The 17455-nt window shown below is 44.8% G+C and carries 15 protein-coding genes; 11 read left to right on the plus strand and 4 right to left on the minus strand.

Features of this window, described 5'->3' with window-relative positions; all coding sequences use genetic code 11:
* Position 1 precedes the first annotated feature (1 nt).
* From L2729_RS12420 to L2729_RS12430, 3 genes are read right to left on the minus strand one after another with little or no spacing between them, the layout of a single operon-like run.
* Positions 2-1384 (minus strand): NAD(P)(+) transhydrogenase (Re/Si-specific) subunit beta, encoded by a 1383-nt coding sequence (locus tag L2729_RS12420; protein WP_248988559.1) that lies wholly within the window; start codon positions 1382-1384, stop codon positions 2-4.
* 6 nt (positions 1385-1390) lie between these two features.
* Entirely contained in the window at positions 1391-1666 is a 276-nt protein-coding gene (locus L2729_RS12425) for an NAD(P) transhydrogenase subunit alpha part 2 (protein WP_101091759.1), read from the minus strand.
* On the minus strand, positions 1667-2854 hold the full coding sequence (locus L2729_RS12430) for a Re/Si-specific NAD(P)(+) transhydrogenase subunit alpha (RefSeq protein ID WP_248988560.1): 1188 nt from the start codon (positions 2852-2854) through the stop codon (positions 1667-1669). It lies immediately after the preceding gene.
* A 347-nt stretch (positions 2855-3201) separates the two neighbouring features.
* Between L2729_RS12430 and L2729_RS12435 the strand changes: the two genes are divergently transcribed.
* The 7 genes from L2729_RS12435 (at position 3202) to L2729_RS12465 (ending at position 11499) form a co-directional block, all read left to right on the plus strand.
* A complete protein-coding gene (locus L2729_RS12435; protein WP_248988561.1) occupies positions 3202-4983 on the plus strand; it encodes an assimilatory sulfite reductase (NADPH) flavoprotein subunit in 1782 nt (593 codons plus the stop codon).
* A gap of 92 nt (positions 4984-5075) precedes the next feature.
* Positions 5076-6773, plus strand: a complete 1698-nt coding sequence (cysI, locus tag L2729_RS12440; protein ID WP_248988562.1) for an assimilatory sulfite reductase (NADPH) hemoprotein subunit — start codon at positions 5076-5078, stop codon at positions 6771-6773.
* A complete protein-coding gene (locus L2729_RS12445; protein ID WP_248988563.1) occupies positions 6766-7530 on the plus strand; it encodes a phosphoadenylyl-sulfate reductase in 765 nt (254 codons plus the stop codon). The genes cysI and L2729_RS12445 overlap by 8 nt, the downstream gene beginning before the upstream one ends.
* A 682-nt stretch (positions 7531-8212) precedes the next feature.
* Positions 8213-8380, plus strand: coding sequence for a hypothetical protein (locus L2729_RS12450; protein ID WP_248988564.1), 168 nt, complete (start codon positions 8213-8215; stop codon positions 8378-8380).
* 221 nt (positions 8381-8601) lie between these two features.
* Positions 8602-10323: a hypothetical protein gene (locus tag L2729_RS12455; RefSeq protein ID WP_248988565.1), complete on the plus strand. Its 1722-nt coding sequence runs from the start codon at positions 8602-8604 to the stop codon at positions 10321-10323.
* A gap of 83 nt (positions 10324-10406) precedes the next feature.
* Positions 10407-10820, plus strand: a complete 414-nt coding sequence (locus L2729_RS12460; RefSeq protein WP_346347760.1) for a DUF3010 family protein — start codon at positions 10407-10409, stop codon at positions 10818-10820.
* Between the two features lie 106 nt (positions 10821-10926).
* Positions 10927-11499 carry a peroxiredoxin family protein gene (locus tag L2729_RS12465; protein WP_248988610.1) on the plus strand — a complete coding sequence of 191 codons (573 nt, stop codon included), beginning with the start codon at positions 10927-10929 and terminating at the stop codon, positions 11497-11499.
* Positions 11500-11608: 109 nt separating this feature from the next.
* Here L2729_RS12465 and rpiA read toward each other — a convergent pair whose 3' ends face one another.
* On the minus strand, positions 11609-12265 hold the full coding sequence (gene rpiA, locus L2729_RS12470) for a ribose-5-phosphate isomerase RpiA (RefSeq protein ID WP_101091766.1): 657 nt from the start codon (positions 12263-12265) through the stop codon (positions 11609-11611).
* Between the two features lie 233 nt (positions 12266-12498).
* Here rpiA and L2729_RS12475 point away from each other — a divergent pair, with 233 nt between their 5' ends.
* The 4 genes from L2729_RS12475 to L2729_RS12490 all read left to right on the plus strand — a co-directional run bounded on the left by L2729_RS12475 (position 12499) and on the right by L2729_RS12490 (position 17372).
* A complete protein-coding gene (locus tag L2729_RS12475) occupies positions 12499-13440 on the plus strand; it encodes a DUF808 domain-containing protein (protein ID WP_248988567.1) in 942 nt (313 codons plus the stop codon).
* A gap of 17 nt (positions 13441-13457) precedes the next feature.
* Entirely contained in the window at positions 13458-14564 is a 1107-nt protein-coding gene (locus tag L2729_RS12480; protein ID WP_428848243.1) for an endonuclease/exonuclease/phosphatase family protein, read from the plus strand.
* Between the two features lie 216 nt (positions 14565-14780).
* A complete protein-coding gene (locus tag L2729_RS12485) occupies positions 14781-16544 on the plus strand; it encodes an alkaline phosphatase D family protein (RefSeq protein WP_248988569.1) in 1764 nt (587 codons plus the stop codon).
* Positions 16545-16811: 267 nt separating this feature from the next.
* Positions 16812-17372, plus strand: a complete 561-nt coding sequence (locus L2729_RS12490) for a phosphoribosyltransferase (RefSeq protein WP_248988570.1) — start codon at positions 16812-16814, stop codon at positions 17370-17372.
* Positions 17373-17455 lie beyond the last annotated feature (83 nt).

The raw sequence follows: 17455 nt of genomic DNA on the forward strand, positions 1-17455 counted from the left end.
ATTAGTCTGCTTCTTTTAAGCTCTTTGTCAGCTCAACAATGGCTTTCTTACCATCGCCAAATAACATGACCGAGTTGTCCATCGCAAACAGAGGGTTAGGCAACCCTGCAAAGCCTGGACTTAATGAGCGCTTTACAATTACGACGGTTCTAGCCTTGTCGACGTTGAGAATGGGCATTCCGTAAATTGGGCTGCCTTTATCTTCTCGTGCCATAGGGTTAGTCACATCGTTAGCACCAATCACAATCGCCACATCAGTTTGCTCAAACTGAGGGTTAATCTCATCCATCTCGATTAACTGCTCATAAGGCACTTCAGCTTCTGCAAGCAATACGTTCATATGGCCTGGCATGCGACCCGCTACAGGATGGATGGCATAAAGCACCTTGGTGCCTCGCGCTTCCATCACCGAGGCTAGCTCACGTACAGCATGTTGCGCTTGTGCCATTGCCAGTCCGTAACCTGGCACGATAACAACGCGCTCGGCAGTTTCGAGTAACATCGCCACTTCTTCTGGTGAAGACGAGGTGATTTTACCGGCATAAACTTCGTCAGCGTCAATCGTTTCTCCGCCTTCGGCCATCACGCCAAAGAGCACATTAAACAGTGAACGGTTCATCGCCTTACACATGATCCGCGTCAGAATAATACCTGATGCACCTACCAGTGAACCCGATACGATAAGGACGGTGTTGCCGGTAATAAAACCGGTTGTTGCCGCAGCAAGACCTGAATATGAGTTAAGCAGGGCAATGACAACGGGCATATCAGCGCCGCCAATCGGGATGACGAGTAATAAACCGAGTACCACTGACACTGCGACTAACGCATAGATAAGATTAGTATTGCTTGGGTCCATCACGATAGCGACAGACAATCCAATGGCACTGATCAACAACAATGCATTGAATATCTTGTTACCAGGCACCTTTATCGGATTGCCTGAAATAAGCTCTTGTAGCTTAGCAAACGCAATAAATGAACCTGACAGCGTCACTGCACCAATAATCACGGTTGCCGTAATGGAAACCAAGGCGACTGTGTGTGTGGCAGACTGAGGATCGAGGAAGTTAGCCAAGGCGATAAAGAGTGATGCTCCACCACCAAAACCGTTTAGCATTGCGACCATCTGTGGCATTGAGGTCACTTGAATTCGAGACGCCATAACTGCGCCGATAGTTCCCCCAAGTAGCACACCCGCAATGATCCACTCGTAACTTAAAATACTCTGGTCAAACAGAGTCACAACGACTGCCATTAGCATACCTAATGCAGAGAGTTGGTTACCTCTGACCGCCGTTCTCGGCTTTGTCAGGCCTTTTATCCCAAGGATAAATAAGCTCGCAGCCACCAAATAGACGAGATAAATAATTGTCGCACTCATAGTGGCTTATTTCCTTTTGAACATAGCTAGCATGCGGTTGGTGACCATGTAGCCACCGACAACATTAATCGTGGCAAGTACCACAGCGACAAACCCTAAAACGTTGACCCAAATACCGGCGCCAGAACCTGCTGACAAAAGTGCGCCAACGAGTGAGATCCCTGAGATTGCGTTTGAGCCTGACATTAACGGAGTATGCAAGGTGGGTGGTACTTTGGTGATGACCTCAACGCCGAGAAATACTGCAACCATAAATAGGGTCAGTAAGAGTAAAATTTCCATTTATTTTTCCTCTGGTGTAGCAGCCGTTATGACAGGCTCCAATGCGGGTAAACCTAATATATCGCGTAGGCGGCTACTTGCAACTTCGCCTTGGTGTGCCACAACGGTATCTCTAACAATTTCATCTTCAAAATCAAGTGTTAAAACACCCTCTTTATCGACAAGCAGTTTAAGTAGATTTTCAATGTTGGTGCCATACATCTGGCTAGCATGGTTGGCAGCGCTACCCGGTACATTAGATGGCCCAAGAATGGTCACACCTTTGTAAACCACTTCTTTATCGACTTCCGTGAGTTCACAGTTACCGCCCGTTTCAGCGGCGAGATCGACAATAATGGTGCCGTTCTTCATGCCATCAACCATCTCTTTAGTGATCAAGATTGGCGCTTTACGACCTGGAATAGCGGCAGTGGTAATGACGATATCTTGCTGTGCCAACACGTTTGCCATTGCCTGTTGCTGACGCTTAAGGAAGTCATCAGTTTGCTCTGCAGCGTAACCGCCTTTGGTTTCTGTATTTTCAGTTTCCAAATCGAGTTCAACGGGCTTAGCGCCTACTGAAATGATTTGCTCGCGTGCGGCAGGGCGAATATCGTAAGCTTCAACTACAGCGCCTAAGCGCTTCGCGGTTGCACAAGCCTGTAGGCCAGCAACGCCAACTCCCATAATAAAAGCACGTGCTGGTTTGAGGGTACCCGCGGCTGTCATCATCATTGGGAATATGCGCGGAGCTTTATGGGCGGCAAGCAAAACGGCTTTATAACCCGAGATGGTGGCCATTGAAGAGAGAATGTCCATGCTTTGTGCACGCGTGATCCGCGGCACGAGTTCGAGTGCAATCGCAGTCGCTCCGGTTTCGGCAATCGCCTGGGCATTTTCTGGATGCGCAAGTGGGTCCATCATACCGATCACGATTTGATTCGGTTTAATGGTGGCTTTAAGTTCAGCAAGTTGCTCATCTTTAGCATTGACGACAGTAATCACATCCGAGTCGCTCAAGACCTGTTCGCGAGATGCAATTGTGGCACCTGCTGTAACATAATCTTCATCGGTAAACCCGGCATGACTTCCAGCATCGCTTTCAACAAGCACTTGCACGTTTTTCTTTAGCAGACGAGCCACATTGGCAGGAATAAGTGCAACACGACTTTCTCCAGCATGACTTTCTTTGGGGATACCTAACTTCACAAAGGCTAACCTCTTCGTTGAGGACATTCGTAGGGACAGATGTCATTTTTATTTGTAAGGTCTCATATTGTGGCGACTCTGAATTTAGACACAAGCTGATATTTTTCAATTTCGTGTTTACAGTACTGGTCTGACTGAAAAATTTGCGCTAGGCCACACTTTTAAATGGAAGTTTGCTGTCATCAAGCCCACTAAAAGTGAATTCATTCAAATGTCAGTTACTTTTGTAGCTTACTTTTCAATCTTTGTATATTCCAAAATGGAATTAAAAATCATTTTTTATTCTTTTTTACTTTTACTGAGAGGCGCTAAGCTTGCAAACACTAAACTGATACAGGGCCGTTCTAATGTTGTTAAAAGAGCTTTCATCACTCGCATCACCTTTGTCTTCTGGGCAGGTCGATAAGCTAAAGCAGCTCACCGCTGAATTGAGTGCCGTACAACTTGCGTGGGTTAGTGGCTATTTGGCTGCAACATCTGAACAAGGAACTTCGGTTGTACCACAAGCTAGTGCAGAGCAAATTATGACTATTTTATACGGTAGTCAAACCGGTAATGGTCGTGGCGTAGCATCGGCACTTGCTGAAAAAGCGCAAGCCCAAGGTTATGCGGTTAATTTAGTCTCTATGGGTGACTACAAAGCGCGTCAGCTAAAACAAGAGTCATTATTACTGTTAGTGGTCAGCACTCACGGTGAAGGCGATGCTCCTGATGACGCCATAGAACTGCACAAATTCTTAGCCTCAAAGCGTGCGCCTAAGTTAGATAATCTTAACTACTCGATATTGGCACTGGGAGATTCAAGTTACGAGTTTTTCTGTCAAACCGGTAAAGATTTCGATGCTCGCCTTACCGCGCTCGGTGCAACATCAATTTCGCCCTTAATTGAATGTGATGTGGACTATGAAGAACACGCCGCAGCGTGGCAAGACAGAGTGCTTGAAGCCGTTAAGCCGCTGATCCAAAGTGCTGGTGCCAGTGTGGTGTCAATTGCGAGCACGGCTCAGTCTGCAACCTCTAGTTTTACGAAACAAAAGCCATACGCTGCAGAACTGCTTGTGAGTCAAAAGCTGACCGGCCGGGATTCTGACCGAGATGTGCGTCACGTTGAAATAGAGTTAGGCGAGTCAGGTATTCATTATCAAGCGGGTGATGCATTAGGGGTGTGGTTCAACAACAGTGCTGCACTGGTTAATGAGCTGCTTGAGCATTTAAGCCTTAAGGGTGATGAGCAGGTCAGCATTGGGAGCAACACGCTTAGTTTGCGTGATGCGCTAATCAATAAAAAAGAGTTAACTCAGCTTTATCCTGGTTTAGTCACCGGTTGGGCTGAATTGAGCCAAAGCCAAGCACTGCTTGATATCAGTGCCGACAAAGTGCTTGTGCGTGAGTATATTAATAACAACCAAGTTGCCGATTTGGTCCATCAGTATCCTGCGATCGTCAGCGCTGAGCAATTGGTTGGCCTGCTTCGTGGCATCACTCCAAGACTTTACTCGATTGCCTCTAGCCAAGCGGAAGTGGAATCGGAAGTTCATCTCACCGTGGCATTAGTTGAAGACGAGCGCGCTGGTGTTGCTCGATTTGGCGGTGCATCTCAATTCCTAGCAAGTGCAGAAGAGGGTCAACAAGTTAACGTCTACGTTGAGCCAAACAATCATTTCCGTCTGCCAGAAAACCCAGAGACGCCCGTTATCATGGTCGGCCCGGGTACGGGGGTCGCCCCGTTTAGAGCATTCATGCAGCAACGTTCAGCACAAGGTATTGAAGGCAATGCGTGGTTAATCTTTGGTAACCCCCATTTTGAACAAGACTTCCTTTATCAAACAGAATGGCAGCAGTACATACAAAGCGGAGAGCTGTCGCGTATTGATTTAGCATTCTCGCGTGACCAAGCCCATAAAGTGTATGTGCAGCATAAAATTATTGAACAAGGTGAGACGCTGTGGCAGTGGCTTGAATCTGGTGCTCATTTATATATTTGTGGCGATGCAGACCGTATGGCAAAAGATGTTCACCAAGCCTTATTGGATGTGGCCATTAAATTTGGCGGTAAGAGCGCTGAGCAAGCTGAAGATTACCTTGAAGCACTGCGAGTCGCTAAGCGCTACCAAAAAGACGTTTACTAGCTTTTTTGCACATGACAAAGAACGCATTGATGAGTCGCTGGCAAAACCCAAGTCAGCGCTAAATATAAAAGAATAATAGAGAGTATCTTGCTATGAGTGAGAAAAAATTAGCGATAAATGAGTATTTAAAGACCGACAGTGATTACCTGCGTGGCACTATTCAAGAAGGTTTGGATACCCTTGTCACCGGTGCTTTTAGTGAAGGCGACCAACAGTTAATTAAATTTCATGGCTTTTATCAGCAAGATGACCGAGATCAGCGTAACGAACGTAAAGAACAAAAATTAGAGCCGCTTTATAGCTTTATGTTGCGTGCACGTGTTGCGGGGGGCGTTTGCTCACCGCAGCAGTGGTTAGCAGTTGATGAGATTGCGTCTAACTTGACCAGCTCTAACAGTATCCGTCTCACTACGCGTCAGACGTTTCAATACCATGGTATTCCAAAGCGTAATTTGAAAACCATCATTCAAGATCTTGATCGAGAAGCATTAGATTCTATCGCTGCTTGTGGTGATGTGAACCGTAACGTGATGTGTAACCCCAACCCGGTGCAATCTAAGTTACATCAACAAGCTTATGCTTACGCCAAGCAGTTGTCAGATAACATGCTGCCACACACCAAAGCTTATGCAGAGATCTGGTTGGACGATGAAAAGCTAGTGACAACTGAGGGTGAAGTGGTTGAGCCTGTTTACGGTAAAACGTATCTGCCGCGTAAGTTTAAAATGGCAGTGGCTGTGCCGCCAGATAACGACGTTGATGTGTACACCAATGACCTAGGATTTATTGCCGTAGCCGAAGATGGCGAACTGGTTGGCTTTAATTTGGTTGCGGGTGGCGGTATGGGATCGACCCACGGTGAAGTGGCGACTTTCCCGCGTTTGGCCGATGACTTTGGTTATATTAAAGCAGAAGATACGCTTAAATTTGCCGAAGCGATAATGACGGTGCAACGTGATTGGGGTAATCGAGAAAATCGTAAGTTGTCACGCCTTAAATACACCATTGTTAAGCATGGCTACGATACTTTTAAAGCAGAAGTCGAAAAGCGTACTGGTATTAAATTTCAGCCAAAGCGTGATGTTGTTATTGGTGACCGTGGTGACCGATATGGCTGGAAGCAGGGCGTTGATGACAACTGGCATTTAACCCTATTTATTGAAGGTGGTCGTGTTAAAGACTTGCCTGGCCAACCTCTGCAAACTGGGCTTAGAGAGATAGCGAAAATTCACCAAGGTGACTTCCGCATGACGTCTAATCAGAATATTATTATTGCTGGAGTGCCAGCTGCAGATAAAGACAAAGTAGAAGCGTTAGCAAGACAACACGGGTTAATGGGTAAGCTTATTACCGAAACGCGTGGCCGCTCTATTGCGTGTGTCGCGTTACCAACCTGTGCCTTAGCAATGGCTGAGGCTGAGCGTTATTTTCCTAGTTTCTTAACCAAAGTGGAAGCCTTACAAGATAAGCATGGCTTCTTAGATCAAGGCATTGTTATTCGCATGACAGGTTGTCCTAATGGCTGTGCTCGCCCGTTTGCGGCAGAAATTGGCTTAGTCGGTAAAGCACCTGGTCGTTACAATCTCTATCTTGGCGCGAGCTTCGAAGGCACACGACTCAATAAACTCTATCGTGAGAATATTCAGGAAGCTGAAATTCTTGCTGAACTTGATGACTTGTTTGCTCGTTATGTATCAGAGCGAGAAACAGGTGAAACGTTTGGTAACTATACCGTTCGCAGCGGTGTAGTGGCCGCAGTGATTGATGCTGCTAAGGATTTCCATGGCTGATCTACAGATTGAATCTGTTATCTCTAAAGAGGCGCTAGCCGCTTTGCTGACGGCGCCAGATAGAGAGCAGCGCAGTGAACTTGAGAGAGTAAATCGTTTTCTAGATACGCTAACGCCGCCACAGCGAGTGCGTTGGGCGCTGGAATATCTGCCGGGTAATGCTGCATTGTCGTCGAGCTTTGGTATTCAAGCGGCGGTGATGTTGCATATGCTTAGCGTTGAAAAGTCGGATATTCCGGTCATTTTGACCGATACAGGCTACTTGTTTAGCCAAACCTATAAGTTTATTGATGAGCTAACCGAACGGTTGAAGCTCAACCTTAAAGTATATGCTTCGCCGCTAAGCACGGCTTGGCAAGAAGCCAAGTTTGGTTTTCTTTGGTTACAAGGTATTGATGGGTTAGATCGCTATAATCAAATCAATAAAGTGGAGCCGATGCAGAGAGCAATGAAGGAGCTTGAGGTGGGAACTTGGTTTGCTGGACTTAGACGTTCGCAATCGAGTACTCGCGAAGCGCTTCAGGTGCTAGCGATTCATGGTAAACGGTATAAAGTGCTGCCGATCATTGAATGGGATAATAAACAGGTACACGAATACTTAACCGCTTTTGACCTGCCTTACCACCCGTTATGGGACCAAGGTTATGTTTCCGTTGGTGATACTCACTCAAGTAAACCGCTTGAAGTGGGGATGACCGAAGAGGAGACCCGGTTCAACGGTATTAAACGTGAATGTGGCTTACATTACGATATATAACCCCTAGGCGCGGATGTCGATATTTAGCAGCGCGCCAATGTTCATTTAGGTGGTGTGAAGGGAGAGCTTAAAGGCTATTTTTAGCTCTGTTTATAAAGATTTAACAATATAGATATTAATGCTTTAGACTGTTTTATACTGCATTTGATGATAAATTGTACATTTTTGTTAACAAGGTTATGCACAGCGGTTTTTTTTAGACTATAGTTCAACGTTCCCGTAGATGGTTTTAGGAAACTGTTCTGTATCAAGCCTATTTAGGCTTAGCAATATTTAGTCTTCCAATGGCTGGGTTTATAGTTGAGATATGTGTTAATTCTCCTATAAATGAAGCTTCGCTAAATACTGCAGACAGAGCCGTCAGTAACCAAACAACCAAGCTCAGTTTCGCTCACCATTAGGTGGCTTATTGAGTGCTTAGGTTGACTTGCTAGCGCCTGTCTATCCAAGCAAATAGCCCCCAGGCAGTCTGATTAGGTTGCCTGGGGTTTATCACTTATTTTGTCCTGCCTACTTAACTCCTTCCCTCTATTTTGTCTTTAGTCATTGGGCTATTTATCAGTAAAGCCCTTTAAGCTTCGTTGTGGGCTTTGGATATATGACTAAATGGTCTATTTTGTTCCATACAAAATAAGACATTCCCACACTCCTAGGCGGTCAGATTTAGGAGGTAGAGTAATGCATGGAGCCATTACCGAAGATGCCAGAGCCGAGAATCACTATTAGCTTCAATCCCTCATCTTGCCTGCAGGGCGTTGAATTTCCCCTCAATGGTCAGACTTTTAATGCAACGGGTATCATAGGGCTATCAATGTTTGCCAAATGTCTCGATATTAAATCAATCGTTTAAGTTGCCTGCACTGCCTTGTACAGCGCCACTCTTACAGAGTTGTGAAACAAACATCTTGAAGTGGCTTGGGTATATAATTCAGTCAATAATGATGTAATATACCCCGCTAAGTTATTAATATGATTAGTAGGTTATTGCTTGCTAGGCTTAGCTTGCAGTGACAGCGTTAAAACAAAAGCGTCAATGACTGGATTGATGGCATTATTAAATGGAGTTTTTAAATGAATAAGATGCTAGTTGCTGCCTTAGTGGCGGTCGGTGCTGGTGGATATTGGTACAGTCAGCAAGATGCTGAAGTATCGGCGAGTGATAACGCTGTAATGGCTTATATTCCGGCTGATACGCCTATATTTTCTGGACAGTTGCAGCCATTTCCGATTAAGTCATATATCGATTCGCTTTCTGACGCCTACAAGCAATCAGGTGCCAATGCGCTCGGTGAATGGGAAACGGAAGAAGATCCACGTGCACAGTTTTTTCTCAGTTTAACGAAGTCATATTTGGCCGCCATGAAAGATGGTGATACTTTTATTAGTACATTTGGTCTTGCTGAAAATATCCGTAGTTACTTTTATACCCTAGGGGTAATGCCTGTACTTAAGATTGAAGTGGCCAACGAAGATGCGATTTGGACATTGCTGGATAAAGCAGAAGCTGAGAGTGGCTTAACGCATGTGCCCGCTCAATTAAAAGGGGTTAATTACCGTAGCTATCCGCTGCTTGATGCCACTGAAGATGAACAGATAAATCTGGTTGTAGCGGTACATGACTCAATGTTAACGATGACACTAGACGCCTCGTTTAGTGAGCCCGTATTACTGGAAACCGCACTGGCAGTTACGCCCGTTGAACGTTCAATTGTCGACGCTAAGATTATTGAAGATATCATTGCTAAACATGGTTTTACCAATGAAGGTATCAGCTATATTAATCATCAAGAGATAGTCAAAGCATTCACTAGCACTGATGGTAATCAACTGGCGCGTCAGCTCACTAAGTTATTTGCAATGGCGGAAGAAGACCCTTTTGCAGAACTGAGATCGCCAGCGTGTAACCAAGAGTTATCGGCAATCGCTGCAAACTGGCCGCGCACGGTTGCCGGTTATGATCAAATGGATATCACCAGTAGTGAAAGCTCACTGAGTTATAGAGTGGTTTTTGAAAGTAAGAACCAGATTATGCTCAATGCATATCAACAGATGCGCGGTTATATCCCAGCATATGTACAAGATATTGATAACAGCGTAGCGACTCTTGGACTCGGCATCGACATCAACCAAATGGTGCCATCTTTACAGGCCATTTGGGATGAAATGTTAACGCCAGAGTATCAGTGTGGTCCATTGCAAGAGATGCAAGCGCAAATGAGCCAACAAAGCCCAGGTATGCTTGGTATGTTTACTGGAATGGCTAATGGAGTCAAAGGTGTCGGTATCTCAGTGATTGACTATAAAATCAATGATGATATTGACTCTCCTGAACTCGAAAGCTTAGATGCTGTGATGACCTTGTCTGCCGAAAACCCAGAAATGTTGTTTAATATGGTTAAGCCATTTGCGCCTGAGTTGGCTGATATTAGACTGCCAACAGATGGCAGCGCCATTATTTTGAACGACGTATTACCTATGCCACCAGAGATGAAAGTCACCGCCAAGTTGGCCGTTAAGGGCAATCATTTGGTGTTGTTCTTCGGTGATAAGGGTGAAGCGGTTGCTAATACGCTGAGTTCTGAAGCCTTGGCCAGCAACGGTTTGCTGACAATGTCTGCAGACTATATGAAAATGTTTGCACCTTTGCTTAAGTTTATTGAGCTTACTGGAGAGCCTATTCCAGAGGAGTTCAAGGCGATGAAAGATTATGACATGCGAGTTAAAGTTGAGCTTGATGTGGATGATAAAGGTATTGTTATTGATTCATCGGTGAATTCTCGCGCGAGCAAGTAACCTTTAAAACAACGTTGAAGCACTGATAAAACGCCAGTTTATAAAACTGGCGTTTTTATTTTTACACATTTAGGAGAATAAAAGTGATTGTTGCAGGACTCTTTTTAAAGGCTAATGAGGTCAGGGTAGTGACACTAACAGGATCGCGTATCAGTCATCATTTAATCGCGCCTAAAGTGACTAAATTTAGTTTGTTAAAAAATCCGACTCAAACTGATGTGGTTGCATTTATAGCGCAGATTAATGGTTATGTTAGTGAGCATGCTATTGATAAGTTGGTGCTAAATAGACGTGCGACCACAGGGCAAGGTGCGGGAGGTGCGGGAACATTTTTGATGGAAGGGGCGATTCTGGCAACATGCGCTTGTGAGGTGGAGTTTATTCACCCCGCTACATTACGCGCGTCAGACAAGAAACATAACGAGTTTAAAAGCTGTCGTCCAACAACTGTTGATTTAGGTAAAGCCTACGATTTGGCATTTGAATGTTTAAGCTAGACTTACCTAGTAAGTGAAGATGATCTTTTTAGTTGTATCAGCGTATTAGTGGTATAACAAACAAAGGTTACACAGAAAAACTTAGGTGAAAACAATGATTAAAACAATGATTAACAAAACGTCAAAACTGATTTTAGCTGCAGCGCTACTTTTACCATTGAGTGCCATGGCAACCGATTTGAAGGTGGGTGATACCGCACCAAACTTTAAGCTACAAGCCACAGACGGACACTTTTATCAGCTGAGTGATTATAAAGGTAAGCAGACGTTAGTTTTGGCATGGTATCCAATGGCTAACACTCATGGTTGCACACTAGAATGTAAATCGTTGGTGCAAAAAGGACACCTTATTCGCGAGTATAACGCGGTATACATGATGGCCAGCGTTGACGACCTTGAAGATAACCAAGCGTTTGCTAAAGAACAGAAAGCAGACTTTCCAATGTTAAGCGATCCGACCAAAGAAACCGCTAAAGCTTACGATGTGCTTAATTTTGTGCGCGTTGCCAGCCGGGTGACTTTTTATATCGGTGAAGATGGCAAAATCTTAAAAATTGATGATGATATCAATGCTGAAACTGCCGCTGAAGATATTGCTGCAACGTTAAAGGCACTTGAGATTGACAAGGTAGTTGAAGATGAGTCTGCTAGCGATGGCGAAACTGCTCAAGTAGAGTGATCTGCAAATAGCCAATGCTGAATCAAAAAAGCCACAATACAAATACTGTATTGTGGCTTTTTTAGCGGTGCAAAATAGTGCTTAGCGACAGCAAAAGGCAGTCGCCAATCTATTTGATGGTTTTAACCCCTTCAGGAGTACCGACTAACAGCACATCAGCGCCGCGCATGGCGAATAAACCATTAGTCACCACACCCACAATGGCGTTGATATTTGTTTCAAGCTCTTTGGGATTGATGATCTTCATGTTGTAGACATCTAAGATAATGTTACCGTTATCAGTGACTACGCCTTCACGATAAACAGGATCGCCACCCAGCTTCACCAGTTGACGTGCTACGTATGAACGTGCCATTGGGATAACTTCAATAGGCAATGGAAATTCACCTAAGATATCAACTTGCTTAGTATTATCGACAATACAGATGAACTTTTCAGCCACTGCCGCAACAATCTTCTCGCGAGTCAGTGCCGCACCACCGCCCTTAATCATGTCCATATGGGCGTTGATTTCATCAGCGCCGTCGACGTAAACGGAGAGCTCATCGACACTGTTTAGATCATATACTGGAATACCAAGTGCTTTCATTTTTTCAGTAGAAGCTTCAGAGCTTGATGTAGCGCCGTCAATCTCTGCTTTCATTGTCGCGAGTGCGTCAATAAAGTGATTCACGGTAGAGCCAGTTCCGACACCCACAATGCTATCTTTCTCTACATACTTAAGTGCTGCCCATGCGGCGGCTTTTTTCATTTCATCTTGAGTCATAACGAAATCCTATTTAAAAGCAAAGGTTAAAAATATTGGCAATAGTATACGCTTTAAACCGCGAAAGCGGGTCTGAAATTTGCTTTTAAAGTGACAAACTCGCGATATCGTGATTAGCTTGGCTTGGTAGAAAAGGTTTATTCAAAAAGCAGTTAGCGTTGATTTATTGTTAGCGGACAATGAGCATTGATATCTGTTCATCAAGATTAGCTGCGTTAGGAAAAGGAGTATGTATGGCTGGGGCAAGTTTATTAACCTTATTAGATGATATCGCCACTATTTTGGATGATGTTGCCGTGATGAGTAAGGTGGCTGCGCGTAAAACTGCCGGGGTGCTCGGGGATGATTTAGCCTTAAATGCGCAGCAAGTCACTGGTGTTTCAGCGGATAGAGAGCTGCCTGTCGTATGGGCTGTAGCCGTAGGGTCTTTTAAGAATAAATGCATTTTGGTTCCCGCCGCAATGCTCATTAGCGCCTTTATTCCTTGGGCGGTAACTCCTTTATTGATGTTCGGTGGTTTGTTCTTATGTTTTGAAGGTTTTGAGAAAATTTACCATAGCTACCAAGTGAAGAAGCAGCCTAACGTCGTCAATGAACAACCAGACGAAGTGATTGGCGATCTCAAAGCGTACGAAAAGAAAAAAGTGAAAGGCGCCATTAGGACTGATTTTGTGCTTTCTGCTGAGATTATCGCTATTACGCTAGGTATTGTGGCTGAAAAAGGTTTAGTGACTCAGTTTTTCACCTTGAGTGTCATCGGGATTGTGATGACCATCGGGGTTTATGGGTTAGTTGCCGGTATCGTCAAAATTGATGATGCCGGCTTGTACTTAAGTCAGCGCCAAGGAGAGAGCTTAGCGGCTCGAGTTAAACGCCGTTTAGGACATATATTGCTGAGCTCTGCGCCTTATTTAATGAAAACCCTGTCCGTTGTCGGCACCATCGCTATGTTTATGGTCGGTGGCGGTATATTAACTCACGGGCTGCACTGGGTAAGCGAGCAAATAAGCTATGCAGCGACCTGGGTTGGGGGGCTGTCTGTTGTCGGCCCGGCATTATCATTTATCACGCCGAGTATTTTAAATTCTATTTTTGGTGTGGTTGCAGGTGCAATCGCCGTGATGTTGCTGCAACTGGTCCTCAAATTGAAAAGCGATAAAGCGGTTAATCATTAAAGACGGTTATTTAAGGAATGATCTTGTTGGAAACAAACATAGAGCAAGTTGCACTAACGCCTTTTAAAGTAAAGGTCGCTAGTTTCAATCTGTTTAACTACGTTGAGCCCCCACTGGCTTATTATGATTTTGAAAATATCTACACCAGTGAGCAATGGGCAAAGAAACAGCGTTGGTTGAATGATTTTTTGTCTGAGCAGCAACCCGATATTATCGGGTTTCAAGAGGTCTTTTCAGCATCAGCACTTGCAGAACAAGCTCGCGATGCTGGCTTAAGCCATTTTGCAGTCGTGGACGAGCCTAGCGTTGTTGATGATTTTATCTGCCGCGACCCGGTTGTCGCAATCGCCTCTAAATTCGCTTTCGAAGAGGTAGTTTCGATTGAGGTCGATAAACCTTATGCTGAAGGGCTTGGACTTGAAAGTGGGTTTAACTACAGCCGTAAGCCACTGCGAGTGACAGTGGTGTTGCCTGATATCGGTCACTGCGATATCTACGTGGTGCATTTTAAATCTAAACGGCCATCGGTGGATGAACTTCCACCGCCTAAAACCGCTGTTGAAGGTAAAGCAACTCAAGCTAATCGAGCCAATTATGGCGAGTTGCTGGGGTGTAATGTGCTGGGGCAGTGGGCCTCGAGTATCCAACGAGGCAGTGAAGCGGCATTACTGTTTCATAGCATGATGCAGCGTCGAGTAGAGACTCAGAATGCGATGATGTTAATGGGAGACTTTAATGACGACCTTAACAATCAGGTACTTTCCTTTTTAACCACCAAAGAGCTGAGGTTTGAGAAAGATGGCTTGGGTGAGCTTGCAAGTTACCCGCTAACCGATGCTTATCAGTTGTATTGCCAAAGTGTATCTACCGCGATTGATAAGCAAACCCCAGACGAGGAAACACCCCTCAGCCAAAGGCAACCGACGCACTATTACGGTGCTCAAGGCAATGTGCTCGACTACATATTATTGTCACAAGACTTCAATCCCGCTTTTCACACCAGCACTGCTGAGGTGAGTCATTACCATACTGAAGATCGTCATTTAATCAATCCTCAATATGATCGAGATAGCCACAGTACCGATCATGCTCCAGTGGTATGTACTCTCTGCTCACGTCGATAACCTATTATTATCAATTATATAGCGGTAACCCTTTCGCTATCTCTTCTTTCTGAGTTTGCTGTTTGATTGAAATCTACAGCAATGAAGACCTGTTTAAGAATCTCCTTAACAAATACTTTACCAAATTGTCACGTATGTGTAATAGTAGCGGTTTACCATCTCGACTCATTAGACCTCGTACCACTAAAATAGAATAATATTAAGGGAATAATAATAATGAAACGACCTTTTTCACGAAGAGATTTTTTAGCCATATCTGCCAAAGGCGTTGGCGCTGCCGTAGTTTCTTATGGCTTGATGGGCTGTAGCAGCGACGATGATGAATATGTAATCCCTGCAGAATTTTTACACGGTGTTGCCAGTGGCGATCCAAGCCACGATGCTGTCATTTTATGGAGCCGAGTGACGCCTCTGTCTGCAGGAGACATTAAGGTGACTTGGGAAGTCGCGACCGATAGTGCCTTTACTCAAGTGATCACTAACGGTGAAATGGTGACCAATAGTGATAGAGACTACACCGTTAAAATTGATGCCATGGGGCTAGAAGCGGGAACTCAATATTACTATCGTTTCAAGGCTGGCAAAAATATGTCAGCGCCTGGTATGGCTAAAACCTTGCCACAGGGTGCATTGGATCAAGCAAAGTTTGCAGTGCTTTCTTGTGCTAATTTCCCAGCGGGCTATTTCAATGTCTATGAGATGGCATCGAGAATGGATGACTTAGATGCAGTGATCCATCTGGGTGATTATATTTATGAGTATGCGCGTGGCGAATATGCCAGTGAACGCGCAGCGGAATTAGGCCGCGAAGTGCTGCCTGAAGGAGAGCTGTTTAGCTTATCGGACTACCGCATTCGCTATAGCCAATATCGCAGTGATTTGAGCTTGCAAAAGCTGCATGCCAAAACGGCCTTTATTACTGTTTGGGATGACCACGAAGTGGCCAATGACAGCTGGCGTGAAGGCGCAGAAAACCATAACGACAATGAAGGTGATTTTGATGCGCGTAAAGAAGGGGCCCTGCAAGCCTACTTTGAATGGTTGCCAATCCGGCCTTGGCGAGAAGGCAATCATGAAGAGATCTATCGCAGCTTCCAGTTTGGCGACCTCGTAGACTTACATATGCTCGACACTCGTTTATTAGGCCGAGATAAGCCTCTTGAATACCCGGACTATATGGATCCTGCCACGGGTGGGCTCGACGGTGCACGTTTTATGGCTGATGTCACCGACACCAACCGCACAATGTTGGGACAAGAGCAGCAAACATGGTTGCAATCAACACTGCTAACCTCAACGGCGAAGTGGCAAGTGCTTGGGCAACAGGTGTTAATGGGGCAGATGATGTTACCTGCCGCTATCGCCACCCAGCAATTGTCTATTCCAGAGTTTGGTCAGTTGGCAGCATTAGCTCAAATAGCTGCCAGAGCGCAGGCGGGCGATCCAACGTTGTCTGCTGATGAGCTTAAATATCTAGAGTTTTATGGGCACAAATTAACGCCTGAGGCGATGGCGTTACTGCAACTCCCTGCAATACCTTATAACTTGGATTCATGGGATGGCTATGCCTATGAACGAGAAGTCATACTTGCCACGGCTAAATCATTGGCTAAGAACCTCGTTGTGATTGCGGGCGATACTCATAATGCTTGGGCAAATGAACTTAAAGATGCAGCGGGCGATGCGGTCGGTGTTGAATTTGCGACAAGTTCAGTATCATCGCCAGGATTGGAGTATTACTTGGGTATTGATGCTAAGGATATTCCCGCGACTGAAGAGGCGATTATCGGTTTAGTTGATAACTTGAAGTATGCCAACTTAATGAATCGCGGCTTACTCACGTTAACCTTCACACACGAAGAAGTTCGCAGTGATTGGCGTTATGTCGATACCATTGTTAGTCGTGGTTTTGTTGAAGATACTGAGCGTAACCATTCTATGGTGACCAAAGCGGGGACACCAAGCTTAACAGCCGTATAGATCGGCTTTAAACAAGGTTTAACTCAACGGCTACCCATTGGTAGCCGTTTTTGTTTTTGTGTTCAAGCCACAAGTTTGCTGCATTTTTGCAGCATTAATCCTGATTTTAGTATAAAATTTGCCTCCAAAATCGGGTGGGTACCTACACTTTAAACAGTTGAGCGGCGAGATCGCTAGCAAGGTGCTATTTCAGAGTTTGGAATAGTGATCATCAGCTGCATTTTGAGACCCAAAATAAGATAACTATACCAAGATGGGGACGGTCAGATGTCAGAGAAATGCTTTATTACGGCGCAAGAATTACTAGAAGATTCTTTTCGTTTAGCGGCACAAGTTTATGAAAGTGGATTTCGCCCGCAGTTTATTGTGGGTATTTGGCGTGGTGGCGCGCCAATCGGTATCGCCGTGCAAGAGTTTTTTGACTTTAAAAAAGTAGAAACAGATCATATTGCAGTACGTACCTCTTCTTACTATGGTATTAACCAGCAAAGTAAGCAGATTAAAGTACACGGTTTGCACTATATTGTTGAAAATGCCAATGCTGGTGATGGTCTATTGATTGTTGACGATGTGTTTGACTCCGGCCGCAGTATCCATGCGCTTAAAGAGAAGTTAAGTGAATTGATGCGCTTCAATATGCCTAAAGATGTGCGTATCGCTTGCCCATATTTCAAGCCTAAAAACACCTCAGTGCCGTTAACACCAGATTACTATATCCATGAATCTGAAGAGTGGTTAGTTTTCCCACATGAAGTCTCTGGCCTTTCAGCAGAAGAGATTGCAGAAGGTAAAGGCGACTTAAAGAACATTAGAGAGTTGTTCATTTAAGCCTTTCACTACCTCACTTAATCACCTAAATATGATTAAGTGAGTCGATGAAACGAAAAGCCACCGCGAAGGTGGCTTTTTTG

It is taken from the genome of Shewanella gelidimarina (genome assembly GCF_023283945.1).
GTDB lineage: Bacteria > Pseudomonadota > Gammaproteobacteria > Enterobacterales > Shewanellaceae > Shewanella > Shewanella gelidimarina.

Excerpts from the sequence above, each read along its gene's own strand:
- L2729_RS12420 (WP_248988559.1), bottom strand. The coding sequence starts at position 1,384 with ATGAGTGCGACAATTATTTATCTCGTCTATTTGGTGGCTGCGAGCTTA.
- L2729_RS12425 (WP_101091759.1), bottom strand. The coding sequence starts at position 1,666 with ATGGAAATTTTACTCTTACTGACCCTATTTATGGTTGCAGTATTTCTC.
- L2729_RS12435 (WP_248988561.1), top strand. The coding sequence starts at position 3,202 with ATGTTGTTAAAAGAGCTTTCATCACTCGCATCACCTTTGTCTTCTGGG.
- cysI (WP_248988562.1), top strand. The coding sequence starts at position 5,076 with ATGAGTGAGAAAAAATTAGCGATAAATGAGTATTTAAAGACCGACAGT.
- L2729_RS12445 (WP_248988563.1), top strand. The coding sequence starts at position 6,766 with ATGGCTGATCTACAGATTGAATCTGTTATCTCTAAAGAGGCGCTAGCC.
- L2729_RS12450 (WP_248988564.1), top strand. The coding sequence starts at position 8,213 with ATGGAGCCATTACCGAAGATGCCAGAGCCGAGAATCACTATTAGCTTC.
- L2729_RS12455 (WP_248988565.1), top strand. The coding sequence starts at position 8,602 with ATGAATAAGATGCTAGTTGCTGCCTTAGTGGCGGTCGGTGCTGGTGGA.
- L2729_RS12465 (WP_248988610.1), top strand. The coding sequence starts at position 10,927 with ATGATTAACAAAACGTCAAAACTGATTTTAGCTGCAGCGCTACTTTTA.
- rpiA (WP_101091766.1), bottom strand. The coding sequence starts at position 12,265 with ATGACTCAAGATGAAATGAAAAAAGCCGCCGCATGGGCAGCACTTAAG.
- L2729_RS12475 (WP_248988567.1), top strand. The coding sequence starts at position 12,499 with ATGGCTGGGGCAAGTTTATTAACCTTATTAGATGATATCGCCACTATT.
- L2729_RS12480 (WP_428848243.1), top strand. The coding sequence starts at position 13,458 with ATGATCTTGTTGGAAACAAACATAGAGCAAGTTGCACTAACGCCTTTT.
- L2729_RS12485 (WP_248988569.1), top strand. The coding sequence starts at position 14,781 with ATGAAACGACCTTTTTCACGAAGAGATTTTTTAGCCATATCTGCCAAA.
- L2729_RS12490 (WP_248988570.1), top strand. The coding sequence starts at position 16,812 with ATGTCAGAGAAATGCTTTATTACGGCGCAAGAATTACTAGAAGATTCT.